The sequence below is a fragment of the Paenibacillus sp. FSL W8-0194 genome, from assembly GCF_037969745.1.
Classification (GTDB): Bacteria; Bacillota; Bacilli; order Paenibacillales; family Paenibacillaceae; genus Paenibacillus_AQ; species Paenibacillus_AQ cookii.
Genome location: NZ_CP150205.1, coordinates 5,277,501 through 5,299,083, shown reverse-complemented (window position 1 = coordinate 5,299,083; position 21,583 = coordinate 5,277,501). Strand labels below are relative to the sequence as shown.

The window sequence follows — 21,583 nt, the reverse complement described above, 5'->3', positions numbered from 1 at the left end:
CCATTTCTCCGAAAATTTTTAGGAGGTGTCAGGCTAAGTGGCAAAAACTTCGATGAAAGTAAAACAACAACGTACGCCTAAGTTCAAAGTACGTGCTTATACACGTTGCGAACGTTGTGGTCGTCCACATTCGGTACTGCAAAAGTTCAAAATTTGCAGAATTTGTTTCCGTGAATTAGCTTATAAAGGCCAGATCCCTGGCGTGAAAAAAGCAAGCTGGTAAGAAGTTTATAATCGGGAAGGAGGTTTACACACATGACTATGTCTGATCCAATTGCAGATATGCTTACTCGTATTCGTAACGCGAACACTGTGCGTCACGAAACAGTTGAGATGCCTGCTTCGACGATGAAAAAACAAATCGCTGAAATCCTGAAGCGTGAAGGTTTCATCCGTGATGCAGAATATATCGAAGATAACAAACAAGGGATTATCCGTGTTTTCCTGAAATACGGTCCTAACAACGAACGCGTTATCTCCGGCTTGAAGAGAATCAGTAAACCAGGTCTGCGCGTTTACACGAAGAGCAACGAAATCCCTCGTGTACTCGGCGGTCTTGGAATTGCGATTATCTCCACTTCGAAGGGGATTATGACCGACAAAGAAGCTCGTCAATCCAAAGCTGGCGGAGAAGTTGTCTGCTACGTTTGGTAATACACGTCACAGAACAAGGAGGTGCAACAAATGTCCCGTATTGGTCGCAAACCAATCGCAGTACCTAGCGGTGTGGATGTCACACTGAACAATACTACAATCACGGTTAAAGGACCGAAAGGATCTTTGACTCGTGAACTTCACAAGGATATGAAAGTAACGGTTGAGAACAACGAAATCATCGTTGAACGCCCATCCGACAACAAACTGCATCGTTCCCTTCACGGCACGACCCGCAGCGTTGTCAGCAACATGGTGAGCGGCGTAACCGAAGGATTCTCGAAATCTCTGGAACTCGTTGGGGTCGGATATCGTGCAAACAAGTCCGGAGACAAGATCGTCCTGAACGTTGGTTACTCTCATCCGGTTGAAATCACTCCAGAACCGGGTATTGAATTCGAAGTGCCTGCAAATACGAAAATCATCGTTCGCGGTATCGATAAAGAGCGCGTAGGTGCATACGCCGCTAAAATTCGTTCCGTTCGCGAACCTGAACCGTACAAAGGCAAAGGGATTAAGTACGAAGGCGAACGCATTATCCGTAAGGAAGGTAAAGCTGGTAAGAAGAAATAAGCTTTCTAAGCTTACCGGTCTTTTGCCTTGTGCGTCTTAGTGAAGCTGTAATGGCAAACTGAAAGGAGTGAAAAGGAAGTCATGATTACAAAACAGGATAAGAACAAGGCACGTGTCAAACGTCATCTGCGTGTACGCAAGAAAATCCAAGGTACTGCAGCTCGTCCGCGTTTGAACGTATTCCGTTCTTCTAAACATATCTATGCTCAACTGATCGATGACGTAGCAGGCGTAACCCTGGTATCCGCATCTACGGTTGATAAAGAACTGAGCGGTTCCGTGAAAAACGGCGGCAGCGTGGAAGCAGCTCGTCAAGTAGGCGAACTGGTAGCAAAACGCGCGAAGGAAAAAGGACACACAGCGGTTGTATTCGACCGTGGAGGATATCTGTATCATGGACGGATTCAAGCCCTGGCTGAAGCAGCACGCGAAGCAGGCTTGGAATTCTAAGAATTTCTAAAAAGGAGGTTAACGACTTGCGTGTAGATCCGAACACTTTAGAACTGACTGAAAGAGTTGTAAATATTAACCGCGTAGCTAAAGTTGTAAAAGGCGGACGCCGTTTCAGCTTCAGCGCACTGGTTGTTGTCGGCGACGGCAAAGGCTGGGTCGGTGCAGGTATCGGTAAAGCCGGTGAAGTACCTGACGCGATCCGCAAAGGCATCGAAGATGCGAAGAAAAACTTGATCCACGTTCCGATCGTAGGAACAACTATTCCTCACCTGGTTACTGGTCACTTTGGCGCTGGACGCGTTCTGTTGAAACCAGCTTCCGAAGGTACTGGAGTAATCGCCGGCGGTCCTGTTCGCGCAGTACTCGAGCTGGCCGGTGTAGGTGACATCTTGACAAAATCTTTGGGTTCTTCGAACTCCATGAACATGGTCAACGCGACTCTGGAGGGCTTGTCCCGTCTGAAACGCGTTGAAGAGGTTGCCAAACTTCGTGGCAAATCTGTCGAAGAGCTGCTCGGTTAAGGAGGGAATGTCATGGCTAAACTTCAAATTACCCTCGTCCGCAGTGTGATCGGTCGTCCTGAAACTCAGCGTACTACCGTGAAAACTCTCGGCTTGCGTAAACTTAACTCCAGCGTGGTCCACAACGACAATCCCGCGATTCGCGGTATGATCAACAAAGTGAGCCATCTGGTATCTGTTAAAGAAATTGAAGGTTAATTCCAGCGTCGAATTAACTTACAAATATTAAGGAGGTGCAACGAACGATGAAGTTACATGAACTTACTTCAGCTGCGGGTTCCCGTAAAGACCGCAAGCGTGTAGGTCGCGGTACAAGTAGCGGTACGGGCAAAACATCCGGTCGCGGTCATAAAGGTCAAAACGCTCGTTCCGGCGGCGGTGTACGTCCTGGATTCGAGGGTGGCCAAAACCCGCTGTATCGTCGTTTGCCAAAACGTGGTTTTGTAAATCCTACCCGGAAAGAGTATGCGATTGTTAACATCGAGGAACTGAACAGCTTTGCAGAGGGCACAGAAGTTACTCCTGAAATTTTGGTGGAGAGCGGCGTAGTGAAAAACACGAAAAGCGGCATCAAAATTCTTGGCAACGGTGAAGTGACCGTGAAATTGACTGTAAAAGCAAATAAGTTCTCTCAATCTGCGGTAGAGAAGATCGAGGCTGCCGGCGGTAAAACCGAGGTGATCTAATGTTTAAGACCCTGAAGAATATATGGCGGGTTGAGGACCTTCGAAAAAGAATTTTGTTTACCTTGTTCGTGCTGATCATTTACCGTATTGGCTCATTCGTTCCTGTTCCTGGCGTCAATAAAGATGTCCTGGAACAGACGAATCAACAAGGTTCAGAATTGTTTGGTCTCTTAAACACGTTCTCAGGGGGCGCGCTCCATCAGTTCTCTATTTTTGCCCTCGGGATCGTGCCGTATATTACCGCGTCCATTATCGTGCAATTGCTTTCGATGGACGTTATTCCGAAGCTGGCCGAGTGGGCAAAACAAGGCGAGCACGGGAAAAAGAAATCGGCGCAATTGACTCGTTATGGTACGATCGTGTTGGGTCTCATCCAGGCATTTGCGATGTCCGTCGGTTTTAACCGTTTGTACGGTACGCAGATGATTCCCAACGCCACGTTCGCGGATTACTTGGTGATTGCGATCGTATTGACCGCAGGTACCGCGTTCTTGATGTGGCTCGGCGAGCAGATTACGGAAAAGGGAATCGGCAACGGTATTTCCATCTTGATCTTCTCCGGGATTATCGCCAACATTCCGACATATATCCGTACAACGGCTCAGTCCAGTTTCATTCAAGAAGGTCAGGCTTTTATGAATACGCTGAAATCTTTGATCGTCCTGATTGTTATTGTGGCGGTTATTGTGGGTGTCATCTACATCCAACAGGCGATTCGTAAAATTCCTGTCCAATATGCCAAACGCGTGGTTGGCAACAAGATGTACGGTGGACAGAATACGCATATTCCGCTGAAAATCAATGCGGCAGGCGTCATTCCGGTCATCTTCGCCGTATCCCTGCTGCAGTTCCCTACCATTATCGCGGGATTCTTTAACACGTATGCTTGGGCCCAATGGATCCAAACAAACTTGAGATATGATTACCCTCTTGGTATGGTACTGTATGTCCTGATGATTATCGGTTTCACGTTCTTCTACACCTTCGTGCAGATGAACCCGAACCAGATGGCAGACAATATGAAGAAAAACGGCGGCTATATTCCGGGCATTCGCCCTGGTAAAGCTACCGAGAAATATCTGACCCGGGTCATGTCCCGTCTAACCATGACAGGCGCCATCTTCCTGGCTGTTATTTCCTTGCTGCCGATCGGCTTGGGTACGCTGGCTGGCTTGCCTAGTTCGGTCAAAATCGGAGGCACTTCACTGCTGATCGTCGTCGGGGTTGCGCTCGATACGATGAAGACCATCGAAAGTCAGTTGATCAAACGCCACTATAAAGGTTTTATCAATAAATAGTGATAGGTTCCGGTGAAGTCGTTTTTTGCGCTTCCCGGCAACTTATTGCGTTGTTTCTTGTAAAGAGGCAAGTCGGAGGGAGAGAGAAACGTGAACATACTATTCATGGGCCCTCCTGGGGCAGGGAAAGGAACGCAGGCAGAAGTCATTGTCAATGAATTCGGCATTCCCCACATTTCCACCGGCGATGCATTTCGTCTGGCGATTAAACAGGGAACTCCCATTGGGATCAAAGCCAAAGAATACATGGATCAAGGGCTCTTGGTACCGGATGATGTCACGATCGGCATCGTGGAGGAACGTCTGCAGCAGTCCGATTGCGAAAAAGGTTTTTTATTGGATGGTTTTCCAAGAACTCTTTCGCAAGCGGAAGCGCTGGATGATATCCTTAGCAGACTGAACACCAAGCTGGATCATGTCATCAACCTGAAAGTGGACCGCGACAAACTGCTCGCCCGCTTGACGGGGCGGCGGATTTGCAAAAGCTGCGGCGCTACGTACCATGTGATCTTCAACCCGCCTAAACAGGAAGGTGTTTGTGATAAATGCGGAGGCGAGCTGTATCAGCGCTCGGATGACAACGAAGAGAGCGTCGGTACCCGTCTGGACGAATATATCAACAAAACAGCACCACTCCTTGCATTTTATGAGAACAAAGGTCTTTTGCGTCAGATCGATGGTGATCAACAAATCGATGCGGTATCGAAAGAGATCGTGTCGGTGCTGCGAGGTTAGTCGTAATGATCATTTGTAAGTCCGAAACGGAACTCGGCTTTATGCGGGAAGCAGGGCGAATTGTGGCGGAAACGCACCGTCTTATGGCAAAGCATATCGAACCGGGCATCACGACCGGGGAACTGGACGCTATCGCTGACCACTACATTCGCAGTCAAAAAGCACTGCCGTCTTTTAAGGGCTACAATGGTTTTCCTGCCAGCATTTGCGCTTCAGTCAATGATCAATTGGTACACGGATTTCCCGGCAAACGCAAATTAAACGAAGGCGACATTGTTACGCTAGACATCGGTGCGCAGTACCGTGGTTACCATGGAGACTCCGCTTGGACCTATCCTGTAGGCAAGATCTCGGAAGAAGCCCAGCGATTGCTGGACGTTACCGAAGCATCCTTGTATGCAGGCTTGGAGCTTGTCAAACCAGATGTGCGCCTGTTCACGATCTCACATGCCATCCAGCGCGTCATCGAAGACGCCGGCTTCTCGGTTGTTCGCGAGTATGTCGGACACGGAGTTGGGGCAGAACTGCATGAAGAACCGCAAATTCCGAACTTTGGCGTTCCGGATCGGGGCCCGCGGCTCAAACCCGGCATGGTGCTGGCGATTGAACCGATGGTGAATGCCGGATCCCGTTATGTCAAAACGCTTGAAGACAACTGGACGGTCGTTACGGTCGACGGTTCCTTGTGTGCCCATTTTGAGCATACGGTTGCCGTTACAGCCGAAGGCCATGAAATTCTCACAAAACTCGATATGTAGGTGATGGTTCTTGAGTAATCCAGGCAGCCTGCAAATCGGCCAGATTGTGAAGATCCTGAAAGGCAAAGACGCCGGACAGGTGGCCGTGGTCGTATCCATTGAGGACAGCAGGTTCGTGTATATAGCGGACGGGAACAAACGAAAGTTTGACCAGAAAAAGAAGAAAAACCTTCTCCACCTGGAGCCCCAGTCCTTCATAAGCAGCGAGGTCGCAAACAGTTTAAATGAAAGCGGTCGGGTCACGAACGGAAAACTGCGTTATGCAGTCATGAAGTTTATGAAGTCCACCGAAACCCATGCTGAAGAGAAAGGAGACTAACTGTGGCTAAAGAGGATGTAATTGAAGTGGAAGGCACGGTCATCGAACCGCTGCCGAATGCAACGTTCAAAGTCGAGCTTGAGAACGGTCATCAAATTCTTGCCCATGTTTCCGGTAAGCTGCGGATGCACTTTATCCGTATTCTGACAGGCGACAAAGTGGTCGTGCAGTTATCGCCTTATGATTTAACCAAAGGCCGTATAACGTACCGTAAGTAATTTTTACCGTTTCTTTCAATAGGACGCCCGGGATGTTATGATCCTATAGGGCACTTGAAAATATTCGATCGAGGGTTTACATTTGTAAAGTCCGGTTGATCCTTAAATATGAATTTGCTTCCTTCATGATGGGAGTAAATTCTCTGAAGAAGGTTTTGCGTAAAAGCAAGACTTTAGTCAATCCTTACGAAGCGAGTTTTGTTTTTTGCAAAACTTGAGGGAGGTAATTAACATGAAGGTAAGACCTTCTGTAAAGCCTATTTGCGAAAAATGCAAAGTCATTCGCCGCAAAGGGACTGTAATGGTTATCTGTGAAAATCCGAAGCACAAACAAAAACAAGGTTAATAGAAGGGGGTGTAGCGTAAAATGGCTCGTATAGCTGGTGTGGATTTGCCACGTGACAAACGCGTTGAGATCGCCTTGACTTATATTTTCGGAATCGGTAAAACGACTTCCCAGAAAATTCTGAGCACTACAGGCATCAATCCGGACACTCGTGTTCGTGATTTGACGGAAGATGAAGTCAGCAAACTGCGTGAAACGATCGACAAAACGGTTAAGGTTGAAGGTGACCTGCGTCGTGAAATTTCCTTGAATATTAAACGCCTCATTGAGATCGGCTGCTATCGTGGAGTGCGTCATCGCCGCGGTCTGCCGGTTCGTGGACAACGTACTAAAACGAATGCTCGTACACGGAAAGGCCCTCGTCGTACTGTAGCGAACAAGAAGAAATAAGAAGGGGGGATAAAAGACAATGGCTAAACCGAAAAAAGTCGTACGTACTAAACGTCGTGACCGCAAAAATATTGAATCCGGAGTGGCTCATATCCGTTCCACGTTCAATAACACTATCGTAACGATTACGGATCCTCATGGAAACGCGATTTCTTGGGCAAGCTCCGGCGGCCTTGGATTCAAAGGTTCCCGTAAGTCGACTCCGTTCGCAGCGCAGATGGCTGCCGAATCCGCGGCTAAAGCTGCGATGGAACATGGCATGAAGTCGGTAGAGGTTATGGTTAAAGGTCCAGGTGCAGGCCGTGAAGCAGCGATCCGCTCTTTGCAAGCTGCTGGTCTGGAAGTCAACCTGATCAAAGACGTAACTCCAGTTCCGCATAACGGTTGCCGCCCACCTAAGCGTCGTCGTGTCTAATTGAAGCAAACCTGTAAAATGTGGTATATTTCCGGCACAATCTGCTAATAATGGTTGTTTAGGCATACTACATGAGTACACAAGGGTAATGACAGTTTCAAATAGGAGCGACGCTTGAAGGAGGGGTACTTGCGTGATTGAAATCGAAAAGCCGAAAATTGAGACCGTAGACGTCAGTGAAGACGGTGCCTATGGCAAGTTTGTAGTAGAACCGCTTGAGCGCGGATATGGAACGACCCTGGGGAATTCCCTTCGCCGGATCCTGTTGTCCTCGCTGCCAGGCGCAGCCGTAACGTCCGTTCAAATCGATGGCGTACTGCACGAGTTCTCAACGGTTCCGGGTGTAATGGAAGACGTGACGGAAATTATTCTGAACCTGAAGGCTCTTTCCCTGAAAATTCATTCCGACGAGGAGAAAGTCCTTGAGATTGATGCTGAGGGCGAAGGAGTCGTGACGGCAGGAGATATCCGGGCGGACAGCGATGTCGAAATTCTCAACCCAGACCTGCATATTGCTACCATGGGACCAGGTTCGAGACTTCACATGCGTATTTTTGCTAACCGCGGTCGTGGCTATGTCCAAGCAGATAAGAATAAACGTGATGATCAACCGATTGGCGTCATCCCGGTCGATTCTATCTATACCCCGATTAGCCGCGTGAATTATGGCGTGGAGAATACGCGGGTTGGTCAAGTGACCAACTACGACAAATTGACGCTTGAAATCTGGACTGATGGAAGCATCCGTCCGGAAGAGGCCGTAAGCCTCGGCGCCAAAATTTTGACCGAGCATTTGATGCTGTTCGTCGGCTTGACCGATGAGGCGAAAGATGCGGAAATCATGGTCGAAAAAGAAGAAGACAAAAAAGAAAAAGTGCTTGAAATGACGATCGAAGAGCTGGATCTCTCTGTTCGTTCCTACAACTGTCTCAAGCGTGCCGGCATCAACACGGTACAAGAGCTGACCACGAAGACCGAAGAAGATATGATGAAAGTCCGCAACCTGGGCCGCAAGTCTTTGGAGGAAGTTCAAGAGAAGCTCGAAGAGCTCGGTTTGGGACTCCGTACAGAAGAATAGCATCTTAGATTCGTTAGCGAAGGAGGGGAAAACATGGCATACCAAAAGTTGGGCCGCGATTCCAGCGCACGTAAAGCTTTGTTCCGTGACCTGGTAACCGACCTGTTCTTATATGAGCGCATTCAAACAACGGAAGCGAAAGCGAAGGAAGTTCGTTCCATCGCTGAGAAGCTGATCACGAAAGCGAAGAAGGGTGACCTTCATGCTCGCCGCCAAGTGGCAGCATTCGTACGTCGTGAAACAGTTGACGGAGAGCAAGACGCTATCCAAAAACTGTTCAGCGAGTTGGCTACCCGTTACGCTGAGCGTCCAGGCGGATACACTCGTATCCTGAAGCTCGGACCTCGCCGCGGTGACTCCGCGCCTATGGTTTATCTGGAACTGGTTGACCGCGCGTAAACAGGTGAGGATGGGGAAAGGGGGGAAGGAATCGCATGATTCTGATCGAACCCTTTTTTTCACGTCCGGGGCCTGTATACGGAATAAGATTTTTCTTATCCGGATAAGAGGCCCCGTTTCGTGTTCCTTTTGAATTACCTTGGAACGGCTTCGCCGTGAATTACGGCGGAGCCGTTTTATGTTTGCGGCATGAAGCGCGTCATCGAAGCAGGAAGCAAGAGGTCAGGAGGATTTGGGGAATGCGCAACATTTGCATGAAAGTCAGTTATGACGGTACGAATTACAGCGGGTTTCAGACGCAGCCGGACGGAAACGCCATTCAGGATTATTTGGAGAAGGCCATTAAGCTGCTGACGGGCGAGCAGGTGAAAATCCATGCCTCGGGCCGGACGGACGCCGGCGTTCACGCGATCGGGCAGGTGTTTCATTTTCATACCGCCTCCCAAATTCCCGTGGAACGATGGTGCCTGGCGCTGAATTCGAGACTTCCCAAAGATATTTTGGTGACCGAAGCCCGGGAGGTTTCCCTGGATTTTCACTCCAGAAGAAACGCGAAGCGAAAAACGTACCGTTACACCATCAATGCCAATCAATATCCGGATCTGTTCCGCAGAAATACGGAGCTTCATCATCCCGGCAAGCTCGATGTAGAAGCGATGTCCGAAGGGCTGAAGCATTTGATCGGTACCCATGACTTTACTTCCTTTGCTTCCCGTCATTCCACCAAGCCTTCCCATATTCGCACCGTATATGATGCCCATATCGAAAGGGATCAATCCATGTGCCGCCCGGGAACCCGGGATCAGGGCCTGATCCATGTCTATATCACCGGAAACGGCTTTTTGCAGCATATGGTCCGCATTATCGTGGGCACGCTGCTGGAAGTGGGCAAAGGCCGTAGACGTCCTGAGGACATTGCGTCGATCCTGAAGGCCAAAGACCGGATGAAAGCAGGTCCGACGGCCGAATCGAAGGGTCTCATGTTATGGAATGTGGAGTATGAGAATTTCGATTAAAAACATTGAAAATCGGCTTGCGATTTATCTGCCTATACTGTAAAATAAAAGTTGTGTTTTCTTATGGCTCTCCCACAGCCCCCAGTAAGAAAACGACAAACCTAACATTACAAATGACTTTCTTTTCATAACAAAGATGAACGAAGATAAATGATTTTCGGACGATTACAAGGAGGAACTATTCATGCGTACCACCTATATGGCGAAGCCAAATGAAGTTGAGCGCAATTGGCACATCATCGATGCCGAAGGCAAAACGCTTGGTCGTTTGGCGAGCGAAGCAGCTGCTTTGATCCGCGGCAAACACAAGCCACAATTTACACCTCATGTTGACGGCGGCGATTTCGTTGTCATCATCAACGCTGAGAAGATCCATCTGACAGGCAAAAAACTGCAAAACAAAAAATACTACCGTCACTCCCTGCATCCAGGCGGTCTGAAAGTGACCAACGCTCAAGACCTCTTGAACAGCAAACCTGAACGTGTATTGGAATCCGCTGTTCACGGCATGCTTCCTAAAACCCGCATGGGCGAAAAAATGAAGCTGAGACTGAAAGTATATGCAGGTTCCGAACATCCACATGCAGCACAAAAACCAGAAGTTTACGAACTTCGCGGATAATTAAAAGGAGGACAAGTTTCATGGCACAAGTACAATACTATGGGACAGGTCGTCGTAAACATTCGGTAGCACGTGTTCGCCTTGTACCGGGTGAAGGACGCATCGTCATCAATAAACGCGACATCAACGAATATTTCGGTTTGGAAACCCTCAAACTGATCGTGAAGCAACCGCTGGCTCTGACTGAAACGCTCGGACAATACGACGTACTCGTTATCGCTAACGGCGGCGGCATCTCCGGTCAAGCAGGCGCAATCCGTCACGGTATCTCCCGTGCGCTGCTGAAAGCTGACCCAGAATTCCGTCCGGCTTTGAAAAAAGCGGGCTTCCTGACTCGTGACCCACGCATGAAAGAACGTAAAAAATACGGTCTCAAAGCGGCTCGTCGCGCGCCACAATTCTCGAAACGTTAATATTTCCTGGATTTCAGGATACAAGCCTCTGGCCTTTACCGGCCAGGGGCTTTTTATTTTGCCCGTTCCAGAAAAAAACTGCCTTGCGGCAGTTGGATTAACCCTCAAAAAAGCGGAGTTATTCATTTTGCAAAATATGTAATGCATCATCGACAGAGCCGATTTCCCCGTACGCATGTTTTTTCATGAGCTGGGCATGGCAGGCCGGGCATTCGGCAAAAACCTCGCTGTAACCCAATCCGTCGTCATTCCGTCCGTCTTTCCACCATACGTTGATCTGTTCGTTTTCCTTGCCGCATTGGCTGCAATACAACGATTGGCCAAGCTGGTTGGAGGAAACAATCATGCTTTTTCACCTCATCGGAATTTTGAAAGGAAATAGACCGAACTGCTCGATCTATTTCCCGTTTGGATGATTATTGACGCTGAAAGCCTTGGTAGTTGTTGCCCATTCCGTACTGCTGTTGGCCAAAGCCGGTGTAGGAATGGCTGACGTTTTCCATTTGATGAGCCATATTGGAAATTTGCTGCAGCTGTTGAATCGCAGTTTGGTGTCCTTGCAACGCGTTTTGGATCACCTGGGCTGCATGGCGCTCACGCTGAGCGAGTTGCTCGAGCTGCATCGCGTTGCTTTCTTCTTGTCTCAACAGCTGTTGGTAAGCTTGCGAAGCCTGTTGAGTTTGCTGAATCAACTGCTGGACGAGCTGGGTAATTTGCTGCGTTTGGTTGAACTGATTCAAAGGGAATGCCTCCTTCGGTAGTCTGGTATGGTTTTGATCCCTTACGTATTGTTCCTTTGCAGGGCGGATTCTTATTCTTTTTTGGTAAGACAATGTGCCCATTGGGCGGATTCATCATATGCTGTAGCATAACTCGAACGGAGGGATTTGATTTTGCAACCTAACGCACAGCATAAACATTTGGCATGGCATGAAACGATGGAGCTGCATGAACTTACCGCTTCGCAGTCCAACACTTTGATGGGGCTTAAAATGCACGTACATGACGTGGCGGATCCGAAGCTGCGGGGGCTTTATGAGGAGACGATCCGCTCCACGGAGTCCAACCTGAAGGAGCTGCTGCAATTTTATCCGATGGCTCCCATGGAAGCGAGAAACAACAAAAGCAAGCCGCATCACGAAGACCTGACCGCCTTTTATGCCGGCCATCTGCTCGGGATAGCCAAAAACTCCGTCAAAAACTACGCGGCAGCCGTTACGGAGGCAGCTACTCCGCAGCTTAAAGATACATTCGTCAAACATCTGAACCATGCGATCAAGCTGCATACGAAAGTGTTTAACTTCATGCATGAACGCGGATTTTATCCCGCATACGATTTGCATCAGCTGCTCGAAAACGATAAGAAAACCGCTAAAAAAGCGCTGGAGATGTAAGGGCCCGGCCAAGAAAAAGATCTTTCGCAGCGAAAGGTCTTTTTCTTCTTCGTAGGTTTCAGGACTTTTTATAGGATTGACAACTAAAGATATTGCTTTATACTGGATTTAAATCATATTAAACCGCTTGGTATTCACTGATTATTATTGCAATGATTATGATACGAATTATTGGAAGGGGAGACATTCGCATGAATTTGCTTGAAAAAGAAAAGTGGATCGAGGTTCAAGCCGCCGAGCTGGAGCATGCTTCCGCCGAAGAGGTCATTCGAGTTGCCGTCGAGAAATTCCCGAATATTACGTTTGCGTGCAGTTTTGGGGCCGAGGACGTGGTTTTGGTTGATATTTTGCAAAAGGTGAGTCCGTCCACCGATATTTTTTATTTGGATACGGATTTTCACTTTAAGGAAACGTACGAAACGAGAGACCGGCTGGAATCCAAATACGGCATCCAGTTCGTGCGCGTGTCTCCCAAATTGACGCCGGAGGAGCAAGCGGCCAGCCATGGCGAGGAATTGTGGAAAAGCGACCCGAACCAGTGCTGCAACATCCGCAAAGTCGAGCCGCTCACCCGGATTCTTTCCCAATACGACGCCTGGATCACGGGGATCCGCAGAGACCAGGCTCCGACGCGAGCCAATGCCAAGAAAGTGGAATATGATCATAAGTTCGGGCTGGTCAAATTCAACCCGATTGCCGATTGGACATCCGACGATGTCTGGACATATATTCGCGAAAACCAAGTGCTGTACAATCCTCTCCATGACCGGAACTATCCGAGCATCGGTTGCGAACACTGCACCCGTCCGGTGCAGCCGGGCGAAGACCCAAGAGCCGGCCGCTGGTCCGGAACGGAAAAAACGGAATGCGGACTGCATCAATAAATTTCGAAATAGGAGGAATGAACGGCATGACTGGAATACTTCCGCATGGCGGCAAGCTGGTTAACAGGTTTGCAGAAGGAAACGAACGCGATGAGCTTCTGAAGGCTTCGCCGTTTTTGAAGCAGATCCCGGTGAACAATTGGACCATTTCCGATCTTGATTTAATTGGGAACGGGGCATTTTCTCCGCTTGAAGGATTTCTGAACGAAGAGGATTACCGTTCGGTGGTCAGCACGATGCGGCTTGCCGATGGAACGGTATGGAGCATACCGGTGACGTTATCCGTCGATGAAACGACGGCCCAAGGGCTTAGCCTGGGGGATCAAGTGGCGTTGACCGGAGCCGAGGACGGCGTCGTGTATGCCGTTTTGACCGTGGAAAGCGTGTACGAAGCCGATCAGGAGGAAGAAGCGCTGAAGGTGTTCAAAACGAGCGATCTGGAGCATCCCGGCGTGAAAAAGCTGTTCGAGCGTTCCCCGATCTATGTCGGCGGGAGCGTCAAGGTCCTTAACCGCCCGCAGCCTGCAAAGTTCCGCGAATTTTATTTCGACCCGGCGCAAACCCGGGAGCTGTTCCGGGAAAAGGGCTGGAAAACGGTTGTCGGCTTCCAAACCCGCAATCCCGTGCACCGGGCCCACGAGTACATTCAGAAGACGGCGCTAGAGATCGTTGACGGCCTGTTCCTGAATCCGCTTGTCGGCGAGACGAAATCGGACGACGTTCCGGCGGACGTACGAATGAAGAGCTACCTGGTTCTTCTGGAAAACTATTATCCGCAGGACCGGACGTTTTTGGGCGTGTTTCCTGCCGCCATGCGTTATGCGGGTCCTAGAGAGGCTATTTTCCATGCGATGGTCCGCAAAAATTACGGCTGCACCCATTTCATCGTCGGACGCGACCATGCCGGGGTAGGCGACTATTACGGCACTTATGAAGCGCAGGAGATATTCTCGAACTTTACGCCTGAAGAGCTCGGCATTACGCCGCTGTTTTTCGAGCATAGCTTCTTCTGCAAAACATGCGGCAACATGGCGTCCAGCAAAACCTGCCCGCATCCGAAGGAAGATCACCTGACCCTGTCCGGCACCAAGGTACGCGGATTGCTCCGCGACGGGCAGTGTCCGCCGCCGGAATTCACCCGTCCGGAAGTCGCTGAAGTGCTGATCGCAGGCATGCGCGCGCAAGTTACGCCTTAAAGGTACTATTTGTCCACCTTCGCCCATATAGATGAGTAGAGTCGATATGGGAACGGAGGTGGATTTTTGATGTCCAAGCCTGGCAAGCAGGTGCTGTGGATCCGGCTGAGCTCTATCAAGAAGCTTTTCATCGGCATATGTCTGGCGATCGTGTTTGTCACCGTAGCCACGCTGAATATTCCCGCGGTTAAAACGACGGGGCAATGGGGCCTTCCGTTATCGGGAAAGGTCATCGTGCTCGATGCGGGCCACGGCGGCCCCGACGGCGGAGCCGTAAGCAAGCAGGGCCTGATCGAAAAGGATGTGAATCTGGCGATCGCCTTGTATTTGCGCGATTATTTGCAGCAGGCGGGGGCTGTCGTGTACATGACGCGGGAAGGCGACTACGATTTGGCAGGGAAGGATACGAAAGGATACTCCAAACGCAAAACGGAGGATTTGAAGCAGCGCGCCAAGATGATCGAAAACTCCAACGCCGACCTGTTTCTGAGCATCCATTTGAACAGCTTCCCCGGCAGATGGAGCGGAGCCCAAACCTTTTATTATCCCAATCATCCTGACAATAAGACGCTGGCCGTGTTCATCCAGGAGGAAATCAAGCGCAACCTGGAAAATACCGACCGCGTCGCCAAAACCGTAAACCACGTGTACCTTCTTAAAGCCGTGAAAATGCCCGCGGCATTGGTCGAAGTCGGCTTTTTGTCCCATCCGGAGGAGTCTCAGCTCTTAAGGGACGAAGGATACCAGCGGAAGGTCGCGGCTGCGGTGTATAAAGGGATGCTGCGGTATTTATCGGGGGAAAAGGCGAATTTGTCGCCAGAAATGTAAGCGTTGATGGTATAATGGCTTCTGGGGCGCATTCGCCTCGTGCGGATGCACAATATACAAAGCAGAGGTGCTGCCATCATGTTGTCACGTGAGCAAGTACAAGAGGTGCTACAGCCCGTAAGCGAGCCTGTTACCGGTAGAAGCCTTATGGAGCTGCAAATGATAAGAGATATCGTCGTGAAAGACGCCAGGGTGTCGCTATCCGTGATTACGCTGGACGATTATGGACAAGCGCTGGAAAAAGAAATCCGCGAGCGTCTGCAAGCTGCCGGAGCGGGAGATGTGCACATCCGCATCCGTCCGGCCAACGAGCATGAGCGCGGCAAGATTTTGGGCGACCACGAACGAAAAACGGATAAAGACAAGCTGGTGAAGGGGCATGCGGCCGGCCTCGAAAGAAACGAGCTGCTGAACGATCCGGACGTGCATTTTATCGCGGTGGCGAGCGGTAAAGGGGGAGTCGGCAAATCCACGGTAACCGTCAACCTTGCTGCGGCGCTGGCCCGCCAAGGCAAACGGGTCGGTTTGATCGATGCCGATATTTACGGCTTTAGCGTTCCGGACATGATGGGAATCGAGGAAGGCCCCGTCGTTGAGAATGAACTGATCATTCCCGTCGAACGGTTTGGCGTCAAGGTGATGTCGATGGGCTTTTTCATCCGCGAAAACAGTCCGGTCGTATGGCGGGGCCCGATGCTCGGCAAAATGCTCCATCAATTTTTCGGCGACGTCAACTGGGGCAAGCTGGATTACCTGCTGCTCGATTTGCCGCCGGGAACCGGTGACATTGCGCTGGACGTTCACCAAATGCTTCCGCAAAGCAAGGAAATCATCGTGACGACCCCGCATGCGACGGCCGCTTTTGTCGCAGCCCGTGCAGGGGCCATGGCCATTCAGACGAATCATGAAATACTGGGCGTCGTGGAAAACATGGCATACTACGAATGCTCCCATTGCGGAGAAAAGGATTTCGTGTTCGGCCGAGGCGGCGGCGGACAGCTGGCGGAAACGCTTCACACCGAACTTTTGGCCCAGCTTCCGCTCGGAGCGCCGGACAACCATATTTCAGAGCCGGATTTTTCGCCATCGGTATATAAATCCGAATCCGCTAGCGGACGAATTTACAATGAGCTGGCGGCGAGCATTATCGCCAAATGCGAAAAATAGACCGTTTGGTTCAAAGAAAAAAAGCCCCGTCGCGAGGGCTTTTTTTCTTGTGTCATTCGTTTTTTAGGAAGCGTTGCCGCCACCGCCTTCTTCTCCTTCTCCGCCGCCACCGCCTTCTTTTTCTTTATCGCCTTTTTCCCCGCCTTCCTTCTGTTTGCCGCCTTCTCCGCCTTGGCCGCCTTCCTTTTCGACCTTCGGCTGAAGTTCCTGGGTCACCACGTTTCGCAGGAGCGACATCACTTCCATTTTGAACATCGGATTTTGCATCGCTTCCTGCATGACCGTCATCGATTGCTTGCGGTATTCCGGCGTTTTGGTCAAATCGAGGAACATCTTCATGACCTCGGGCGACTTCATGATATCGGAGATCGCCTTTTGATACGTCGGATCCTTGATCAGCTGCATGTGCAGCTGCTTGTTTTGGGTGCTGATCGCCTTGGCAAAGTCGCCGGCGAACTGCGGATCGGTCATGATTTTTTCGAATTCCTTTTTATATTCCGGCGAGGTGATGGTATCCTTGACCGCCGTTCGGATCTGATCGGTAGCCTGCATCGTCATCATTTGCATGCCGGGACCGCCGCTGCCGCCCGAAGAGCCTCCGCCGCCCTGTTTCAGCGCATCTTCGACGGCTTTTTTGCCTTCGTCGCTTTTCAGGATGTCGACCACCATCGTCTTCATTTCTTTATAATCGCCTTGAGGCGGTGCATAGCTCGGTTCGGATCCGCAGCCTGAGAGTACGGTGGTAAGTCCGAATATGATTCCCCAAATGCCTAAAACAGGCCACTTCATGAGCGTCACTCCTTTTGCTTATCATCCTGCATGTAGTATGCCGAAGTGGATTTCGAAATATGTCGTTTCCGGGCATGGTTTTTTAATGTGAACGTTGGTAAAATAAAGTCTTGGGGGTGCAGGCGATTTGAACTTGAAAAATTGGTCCAAGTTATTTTTGCAAACATTGCTGGTGGGAGCCGCCGTCTCCATCATCACCGGTTTTCTGCTGCCGTTCAGCAGGGAATCCATTTCCTTCAAGGATGTAAGCGATGTATTGTTTTACGTGCTTATTCTTTTCGGTTTTGGAGCACTTACGAGCGTTTACTCGCAGCTTGGTTTTTTTGCTTATATGATCCTGAATTATACGGCTATCGGTGTATTCCCAAAAAAGGCTTGGCAATACATACAGCTTGTTTTAGCAATATTGGCGCTGCTGGAAGTGATGTTCTTCCGTTCCTTCGTCGGCAAGGAAAACAGCCAAATGGCGGATTTGCTCCTGGGACTGGCGATTTTGATCGTGGCTGTTGCCGTTGCCTATTTTAAAGCGAAAGCCACCAACGTTACCGCATGGGTGCCGACCCTCTTTTTCATGATCGCCGTGACTATCGTCGAAATGGTCGGCGGTCTGAAAATCAATGAGAACAATGCCACGATCTTTATTGTGGTACCACTCCTTGCGTGCAATGCATACCAGATTTTAATACTGCATAAAGTGCTGAAACCAAAAAAGAGCTAAGAAACTTAGCTCTTTTTTCTTTAAATTTTCGTATGCTACATGCCTGCCGCATCTTCAAGGGCTTGCTGCAGCGTCGCCTGATCCTGCACTTCTTTTCCTTTGGTATCGGCTTGCGACAATAAATCGGAAACCGTGACGAATTCATAACCTTGTTTCCGCAGTTCGTCGATAATGATCGGGAGCGCCTGATGGGTTTGTTTGACCGAATCGCTTGCATGGAGGAGAACGATATCGCCCGGATGGGCGCTGCTTACGACGCGGTTCACGATATTGTCGACCCCGATGTTTTTCCAATCCTGCGAGTCGGTATCCCATTGAATGACCTTGTAATTCATGCTGTCGGCGATTTTAAGCACGCGTTTATCGAAGTCGCCGTTCGGCAGGCGGAGCAGGGTAGGTTCCTTACCCGTCAGATCGGTTAATATAGAATTAGCCGTCATGAGCTGGGTTTTGATCTCCTCGTCGCTTAAGCTGCTGTAGTTGACGTGCTTATGGCCATGGCTTCCGATTTCGAAGCCCGCGGTTTTGATTTTATTGACGATATCCGGGTGGCTTTTGCTCCAAGGGGAAGAGAGGAAGAAGGTTGCTTTGGTTACGCCTTTTTCTTTTAGAATGTTCAGGATAGGCTCGGTGCGCTTTTCTCCCCAGCTGATATCAAAGGTCAGGGCGATCACTTTCTTTTCGGTAGGAACGCTGTAAATGGCGGCTGGATCCCCTTCGGAGAATACCGTGACATTGTCTGACTCTACATAAATGATGCCGATCGCAAATAGTGCCGCGGCGAGCACGAAGAAGGTGCGTTTGATTTTGCGGCCGTTCAGCACATAAAAAAATGAATTCATTTGCGTTTGTCGCTCCTTTCCCACAATGGAAATGCTTGTTTACTTTACATAGTATGCTCGTACTAGCGAGTTATACCAGGAGGAGGTCAACTATGCTTCGCCCTTCGGTTTTTCTGAAAGATTTGGGTTCGATCCGCAAGACCCTGCTGTTCGTCACGGTCCTGTTCGTTTTGGGCATCGTCGCGGGATGGTACAGCACCGGCGTATTGGCGCAGTTCATCGATCAGCAGATGGGAGGAATCCGCGATATCGGGGAAAGCCTGAGCAGGTCGTCCAACCCGAAGTGGAATTTTTTCGTGTTCATCTTTTTCAATAACAGCATCAAGGCCGTATTGATGATCTTTTTGGGGTTGTTTTTGGGCATCCTTCCGATTTTGTTTTTGCTTGTGAACGGCATGGTTGTCGGGTTCCTGGTTCATACCTCTATGGAGCAGGGAAACAGCTTGTTCGATCTGGTCGTGAAAGGTCTGCTGCCTCATGGGATCATTGAAATTCCGGCGATTATCATCGCTTGCGCTTTTGGGGTTCGGATGGGGATGCTTGTCATTGCGAGCCTTGGCGGGAGCGGGAAGGAAGGATTAAAGGGGAAATGGAAGGAGGGTTTCCGGCAGGCATGGACGGCATCGGTATGGATCGTCATTTTATTGTTTGTGGCCGCCATTATCGAAAGCACGATTACTTACACGCTGATGAAGGGGTAAATAGGCATAGCGTCTATTTGCCTTTTTTCGGCATACCGCATTCATAAATTTCCCAAAAACTGTGCATAACATTAAGGCGGCATATCGAGCCACATTTTAGAATGTTGCAAATTCCGATAATTTCAGAAAATATGCTCTAGTCGACAAGGAGGCCAAGCAACCATGCTGGGTATGCTTTTTAACGATAAGGAATGCAAAGAACTGGATTATGTACTGCGTAAAGAGCTGGATGAAATGCTGTTTGACTTAAGCGACCATAGATTGGACCTGGAAGTGAGAAACGCGATCGCGAGCCGATATCGCACGGTGTTCCGCATGTATGCCAGATTCGCGCCCCCGAAGGAACTTTCCAAATATGCGCGTAACAGCAAGCTGTCTCAATTCAAACAATAAATGCGAAAAAAGTGCTTGACGGTCAACGGGGATCTATGATAAATTTATTTTCGCTTCGGTTTTAGTCAAATAAAACGGAAAGCTGCGAGATGTTGACGAATTTAAAACTTCGAAAAAAAAGTTTAAAAAAAAGTCTTGCAAAACATCGAGCATGTATGATATATTATAAAAGTCGCCGCTGAGATGCGGTGATGAACGAAAACGAAAGAATTTGATCTTTGAAAACTGAACAACGAGTGAGATACAGGCTTTGCTTGCAAAGCCGATCGCGAAGCAAGTCGGTCCAAGCCTATGGCTGGATGATTTGCGGAGCAAACATTGAGAATTAAATTCTCGTCAGATTCAAAATGAGCTACAAACTTTCTTGGAGAGTTTGATCCTGGCTCAGGACGAACGCTGGCGGCGTGCCTAATACATGCAAGTCGAGCGGACTTGATGAGGAGCTTGCTCCTCTGATGGTTAGCGGCGGACGGGTGAGTAACACGTAGGCAACCTGCCCGTAAGACCGGGATAACTACCGGAAACGGTAGCTAATACCGGATAATTTATCGCTTCGCATGGAGCGGTAATGAAAGACGGAGCAATCTGTCACTTACGGATGGGCCTGCGGCGCATTAGCTAGTTGGTGAGGTAACGGCTCACCAAGGCGACGATGCGTAGCCGACCTGAGAGGGTGAACGGCCACACTGGGACTGAGACACGGCCCAGACTCCTACGGGAGGCAGCAGTAGGGAATCTTCCGCAATGGGCGAAAGCCTGACGGAGCAACGCCGCGTGAGTGATGAAGGTTTTCGGATCGTAAAGCTCTGTTGCCAGGGAAGAACGTCGGGTAGAGTAACTGCTATCCGAGTGACGGTACCTGAGAAGAAAGCCCCGGCTAACTACGTGCCAGCAGCCGCGGTAATACGTAGGGGGCAAGCGTTGTCCGGAATTATTGGGCGTAAAGCGCGCGCAGGCGGTCACTTAAGTCTGGTGTTTAAGGCTAGGGCTCAACTCTAGTTCGCACTGGAAACTGGGTGACTTGAGTGCAGAAGAGGAAAGTGGAATTCCACGTGTAGCGGTGAAATGCGTAGAGATGTGGAGGAACACCAGTGGCGAAGGCGACTTTCTGGGCTGTAACTGACGCTGAGGCGCGAAAGCGTGGGGAGCAAACAGGATTAGATACCCTGGTAGTCCACGCCGTAAACGATGAATGCTAGGTGTTAGGGGTTTCGATACCCTTGGTGCCGAAGTTAACACATTAAGCATTCCGCCTGGGGAGTACGGTCGCAAGACTGAAACTCAAAGGAATTGACGGGGACCCGCACAAGCAGTGGAGTATGTGGTTTAATTCGAAGCAACGCGAAGAACCTTACCAGGTCTTGACATCCCTCTGAATCCTCTAGAGATAGAGGCGGCCTTCGGGACAGAGGAGACAGGTGGTGCATGGTTGTCGTCAGCTCGTGTCGTGAGATGTTGGGTTAAGTCCCGCAACGAGCGCAACCCTTGATTTTAGTTGCCAGCACTTTAAGGTGGGCACTCTAGAATGACTGCCGGTGACAAACCGGAGGAAGGCGGGGATGACGTCAAATCATCATGCCCCTTATGACCTGGGCTACACACGTACTACAATGGCCAGTACAACGGGAAGCGAAGTCGCGAGATGGAGCCAATCCTATCAAAGCTGGTCTCAGTTCGGATTGCAGGCTGCAACCCGCCTGCATGAAGTCGGAATTGCTAGTAATCGCGGATCAGCATGCCGCGGTGAATACGTTCCCGGGTCTTGTACACACCGCCC

32 protein-coding genes and 1 rRNA gene (1 of these 33 running past the window's edge) are annotated in these 21,583 nt (G+C 49.8%); 29 read left to right on the top strand and 4 right to left on the bottom strand.

Annotated elements, in window-relative coordinates:
* The first annotated feature begins 37 nt into the window (after positions 1–37).
* The 20 genes from MKY58_RS24575 to rpsI all read left to right on the top strand — a co-directional run bounded on the left by MKY58_RS24575 (position 38) and on the right by rpsI (position 10,894).
* Positions 38–223 (top strand): type Z 30S ribosomal protein S14, encoded by a 186-nt coding sequence (locus MKY58_RS24575; RefSeq protein WP_013312154.1) that lies wholly within the window; start codon positions 38–40, stop codon positions 221–223.
* A gap of 32 nt (positions 224–255) precedes the next feature.
* Positions 256–654, top strand: coding sequence for a 30S ribosomal protein S8 (gene rpsH / locus MKY58_RS24570; protein ID WP_160045384.1), 399 nt, complete (start codon positions 256–258; stop codon positions 652–654).
* A gap of 30 nt (positions 655–684) precedes the next feature.
* A complete protein-coding gene (rplF, locus tag MKY58_RS24565; RefSeq protein WP_339322472.1) occupies positions 685–1,227 on the top strand; it encodes a 50S ribosomal protein L6 in 543 nt (180 codons plus the stop codon).
* An 81-nt stretch (positions 1,228–1,308) separates the two neighbouring features.
* A complete protein-coding gene (rplR, locus tag MKY58_RS24560) occupies positions 1,309–1,677 on the top strand; it encodes a 50S ribosomal protein L18 (protein WP_160045386.1) in 369 nt (122 codons plus the stop codon).
* Between the two features lie 26 nt (positions 1,678–1,703).
* Positions 1,704–2,201 carry a 30S ribosomal protein S5 gene (gene rpsE / locus MKY58_RS24555; RefSeq protein WP_036712609.1) on the top strand — a complete coding sequence of 166 codons (498 nt, stop codon included), beginning with the start codon at positions 1,704–1,706 and terminating at the stop codon, positions 2,199–2,201.
* Positions 2,202–2,213: 12 nt separating this feature from the next.
* Positions 2,214–2,399 carry a 50S ribosomal protein L30 gene (gene rpmD / locus MKY58_RS24550; RefSeq protein ID WP_036712612.1) on the top strand — a complete coding sequence of 62 codons (186 nt, stop codon included), beginning with the start codon at positions 2,214–2,216 and terminating at the stop codon, positions 2,397–2,399.
* Positions 2,400–2,446: 47 nt separating this feature from the next.
* Positions 2,447–2,887, top strand: a complete 441-nt coding sequence (gene rplO / locus MKY58_RS24545) for a 50S ribosomal protein L15 (protein WP_036712615.1) — start codon at positions 2,447–2,449, stop codon at positions 2,885–2,887.
* Positions 2,887–4,185: a preprotein translocase subunit SecY gene (gene secY / locus MKY58_RS24540; protein WP_339322471.1), complete on the top strand. Its 1,299-nt coding sequence runs from the start codon at positions 2,887–2,889 to the stop codon at positions 4,183–4,185. Before rplO ends, secY begins: the two co-directional genes overlap by 1 nt.
* A gap of 90 nt (positions 4,186–4,275) precedes the next feature.
* Complete coding sequence (locus tag MKY58_RS24535) at positions 4,276–4,920, top strand: adenylate kinase (RefSeq protein WP_339322470.1); 645 nt, start codon at positions 4,276–4,278, stop codon at positions 4,918–4,920.
* A gap of 5 nt (positions 4,921–4,925) precedes the next feature.
* On the top strand, positions 4,926–5,678 hold the full coding sequence (gene map, locus MKY58_RS24530) for a type I methionyl aminopeptidase (protein ID WP_339322469.1): 753 nt from the start codon (positions 4,926–4,928) through the stop codon (positions 5,676–5,678).
* 10 nt (positions 5,679–5,688) lie between these two features.
* Complete coding sequence (locus tag MKY58_RS24525; protein WP_339322468.1) at positions 5,689–5,997, top strand: KOW domain-containing RNA-binding protein; 309 nt, start codon at positions 5,689–5,691, stop codon at positions 5,995–5,997.
* A 2-nt stretch (positions 5,998–5,999) separates the two neighbouring features.
* Complete coding sequence (infA, locus tag MKY58_RS24520) at positions 6,000–6,215, top strand: translation initiation factor IF-1 (RefSeq protein ID WP_006212898.1); 216 nt, start codon at positions 6,000–6,002, stop codon at positions 6,213–6,215.
* A 232-nt stretch (positions 6,216–6,447) separates the two neighbouring features.
* Entirely contained in the window at positions 6,448–6,561 is a 114-nt protein-coding gene (gene rpmJ, locus MKY58_RS24515) for a 50S ribosomal protein L36 (RefSeq protein ID WP_003322638.1), read from the top strand.
* Between the two features lie 21 nt (positions 6,562–6,582).
* Entirely contained in the window at positions 6,583–6,951 is a 369-nt protein-coding gene (rpsM, locus tag MKY58_RS24510) for a 30S ribosomal protein S13 (protein ID WP_036712625.1), read from the top strand.
* 19 nt (positions 6,952–6,970) lie between these two features.
* Positions 6,971–7,366 (top strand): 30S ribosomal protein S11, encoded by a 396-nt coding sequence (gene rpsK, locus MKY58_RS24505; RefSeq protein WP_127606489.1) that lies wholly within the window; start codon positions 6,971–6,973, stop codon positions 7,364–7,366.
* Between the two features lie 133 nt (positions 7,367–7,499).
* Positions 7,500–8,444: a DNA-directed RNA polymerase subunit alpha gene (locus tag MKY58_RS24500; protein WP_127606487.1), complete on the top strand. Its 945-nt coding sequence runs from the start codon at positions 7,500–7,502 to the stop codon at positions 8,442–8,444.
* A 33-nt stretch (positions 8,445–8,477) separates the two neighbouring features.
* A complete protein-coding gene (gene rplQ / locus MKY58_RS24495) occupies positions 8,478–8,843 on the top strand; it encodes a 50S ribosomal protein L17 (RefSeq protein WP_036712632.1) in 366 nt (121 codons plus the stop codon).
* Between the two features lie 239 nt (positions 8,844–9,082).
* Positions 9,083–9,859: a tRNA pseudouridine(38-40) synthase TruA gene (truA, locus tag MKY58_RS24490; RefSeq protein ID WP_339322467.1), complete on the top strand. Its 777-nt coding sequence runs from the start codon at positions 9,083–9,085 to the stop codon at positions 9,857–9,859.
* Positions 9,860–10,043: 184 nt separating this feature from the next.
* Complete coding sequence (gene rplM / locus MKY58_RS24485; RefSeq protein WP_036712637.1) at positions 10,044–10,481, top strand: 50S ribosomal protein L13; 438 nt, start codon at positions 10,044–10,046, stop codon at positions 10,479–10,481.
* Positions 10,482–10,501: 20 nt separating this feature from the next.
* Positions 10,502–10,894: a 30S ribosomal protein S9 gene (rpsI, locus tag MKY58_RS24480; protein ID WP_036712641.1), complete on the top strand. Its 393-nt coding sequence runs from the start codon at positions 10,502–10,504 to the stop codon at positions 10,892–10,894.
* A gap of 118 nt (positions 10,895–11,012) precedes the next feature.
* Here rpsI and MKY58_RS24475 read toward each other — a convergent pair whose 3' ends face one another.
* Positions 11,013–11,240 carry a hypothetical protein gene (locus MKY58_RS24475; protein WP_339322466.1) on the bottom strand — a complete coding sequence of 76 codons (228 nt, stop codon included), beginning with the start codon at positions 11,238–11,240 and terminating at the stop codon, positions 11,013–11,015.
* A gap of 70 nt (positions 11,241–11,310) precedes the next feature.
* Positions 11,311–11,634, bottom strand: a complete 324-nt coding sequence (locus MKY58_RS24470) for a hypothetical protein (protein ID WP_339322465.1) — start codon at positions 11,632–11,634, stop codon at positions 11,311–11,313.
* A gap of 198 nt (positions 11,635–11,832) precedes the next feature.
* Here MKY58_RS24470 and MKY58_RS24465 point away from each other — a divergent pair, with 198 nt between their 5' ends.
* The 5 genes from MKY58_RS24465 (at position 11,833) to MKY58_RS24445 (ending at position 16,363) form a co-directional block, all read left to right on the top strand.
* Positions 11,833–12,288, top strand: a complete 456-nt coding sequence (locus MKY58_RS24465; protein ID WP_339325241.1) for a spore coat protein — start codon at positions 11,833–11,835, stop codon at positions 12,286–12,288.
* Positions 12,289–12,479: 191 nt separating this feature from the next.
* Positions 12,480–13,172: a phosphoadenylyl-sulfate reductase gene (locus tag MKY58_RS24460; protein ID WP_339322464.1), complete on the top strand. Its 693-nt coding sequence runs from the start codon at positions 12,480–12,482 to the stop codon at positions 13,170–13,172.
* Between the two features lie 26 nt (positions 13,173–13,198).
* Entirely contained in the window at positions 13,199–14,368 is a 1,170-nt protein-coding gene (sat, locus tag MKY58_RS24455; RefSeq protein ID WP_339322463.1) for a sulfate adenylyltransferase, read from the top strand.
* A gap of 69 nt (positions 14,369–14,437) precedes the next feature.
* The gene (cwlD, locus tag MKY58_RS24450) at positions 14,438–15,196 is read left to right on the top strand and encodes an N-acetylmuramoyl-L-alanine amidase CwlD (protein WP_212952118.1); all 759 of its coding nucleotides are present in this window, start codon (positions 14,438–14,440) and stop codon (positions 15,194–15,196) included.
* 78 nt (positions 15,197–15,274) lie between these two features.
* Entirely contained in the window at positions 15,275–16,363 is a 1,089-nt protein-coding gene (locus MKY58_RS24445) for an Mrp/NBP35 family ATP-binding protein (protein ID WP_036712655.1), read from the top strand.
* A 63-nt stretch (positions 16,364–16,426) separates the two neighbouring features.
* Here MKY58_RS24445 and gerD read toward each other — a convergent pair whose 3' ends face one another.
* The gene (gerD, locus tag MKY58_RS24440) at positions 16,427–17,152 is read right to left on the bottom strand and encodes a spore germination lipoprotein GerD (RefSeq protein WP_036712658.1); all 726 of its coding nucleotides are present in this window, start codon (positions 17,150–17,152) and stop codon (positions 16,427–16,429) included.
* A gap of 127 nt (positions 17,153–17,279) precedes the next feature.
* Between gerD and MKY58_RS24435 the strand changes: the two genes are divergently transcribed.
* Positions 17,280–17,870 carry a KinB-signaling pathway activation protein gene (locus MKY58_RS24435; protein ID WP_339322462.1) on the top strand — a complete coding sequence of 197 codons (591 nt, stop codon included), beginning with the start codon at positions 17,280–17,282 and terminating at the stop codon, positions 17,868–17,870.
* A 35-nt stretch (positions 17,871–17,905) separates the two neighbouring features.
* Here MKY58_RS24435 and pdaB read toward each other — a convergent pair whose 3' ends face one another.
* Complete coding sequence (gene pdaB / locus MKY58_RS24430) at positions 17,906–18,712, bottom strand: polysaccharide deacetylase family sporulation protein PdaB (RefSeq protein WP_339322461.1); 807 nt, start codon at positions 18,710–18,712, stop codon at positions 17,906–17,908.
* Positions 18,713–18,804: 92 nt separating this feature from the next.
* On the opposite strand from pdaB, the gene MKY58_RS24425 reads away from it, so the two are divergent.
* The 3 genes from MKY58_RS24425 to MKY58_RS24415 all read left to right on the top strand — a co-directional run.
* The gene (locus tag MKY58_RS24425; RefSeq protein ID WP_339322460.1) at positions 18,805–19,413 is read left to right on the top strand and encodes a stage II sporulation protein M; all 609 of its coding nucleotides are present in this window, start codon (positions 18,805–18,807) and stop codon (positions 19,411–19,413) included.
* A gap of 162 nt (positions 19,414–19,575) precedes the next feature.
* Positions 19,576–19,806: a hypothetical protein gene (locus tag MKY58_RS24420; protein ID WP_036712662.1), complete on the top strand. Its 231-nt coding sequence runs from the start codon at positions 19,576–19,578 to the stop codon at positions 19,804–19,806.
* A gap of 361 nt (positions 19,807–20,167) precedes the next feature.
* Positions 20,168–21,583 (top strand): 16S ribosomal RNA (locus MKY58_RS24415); it runs 138 nt beyond the window's last position.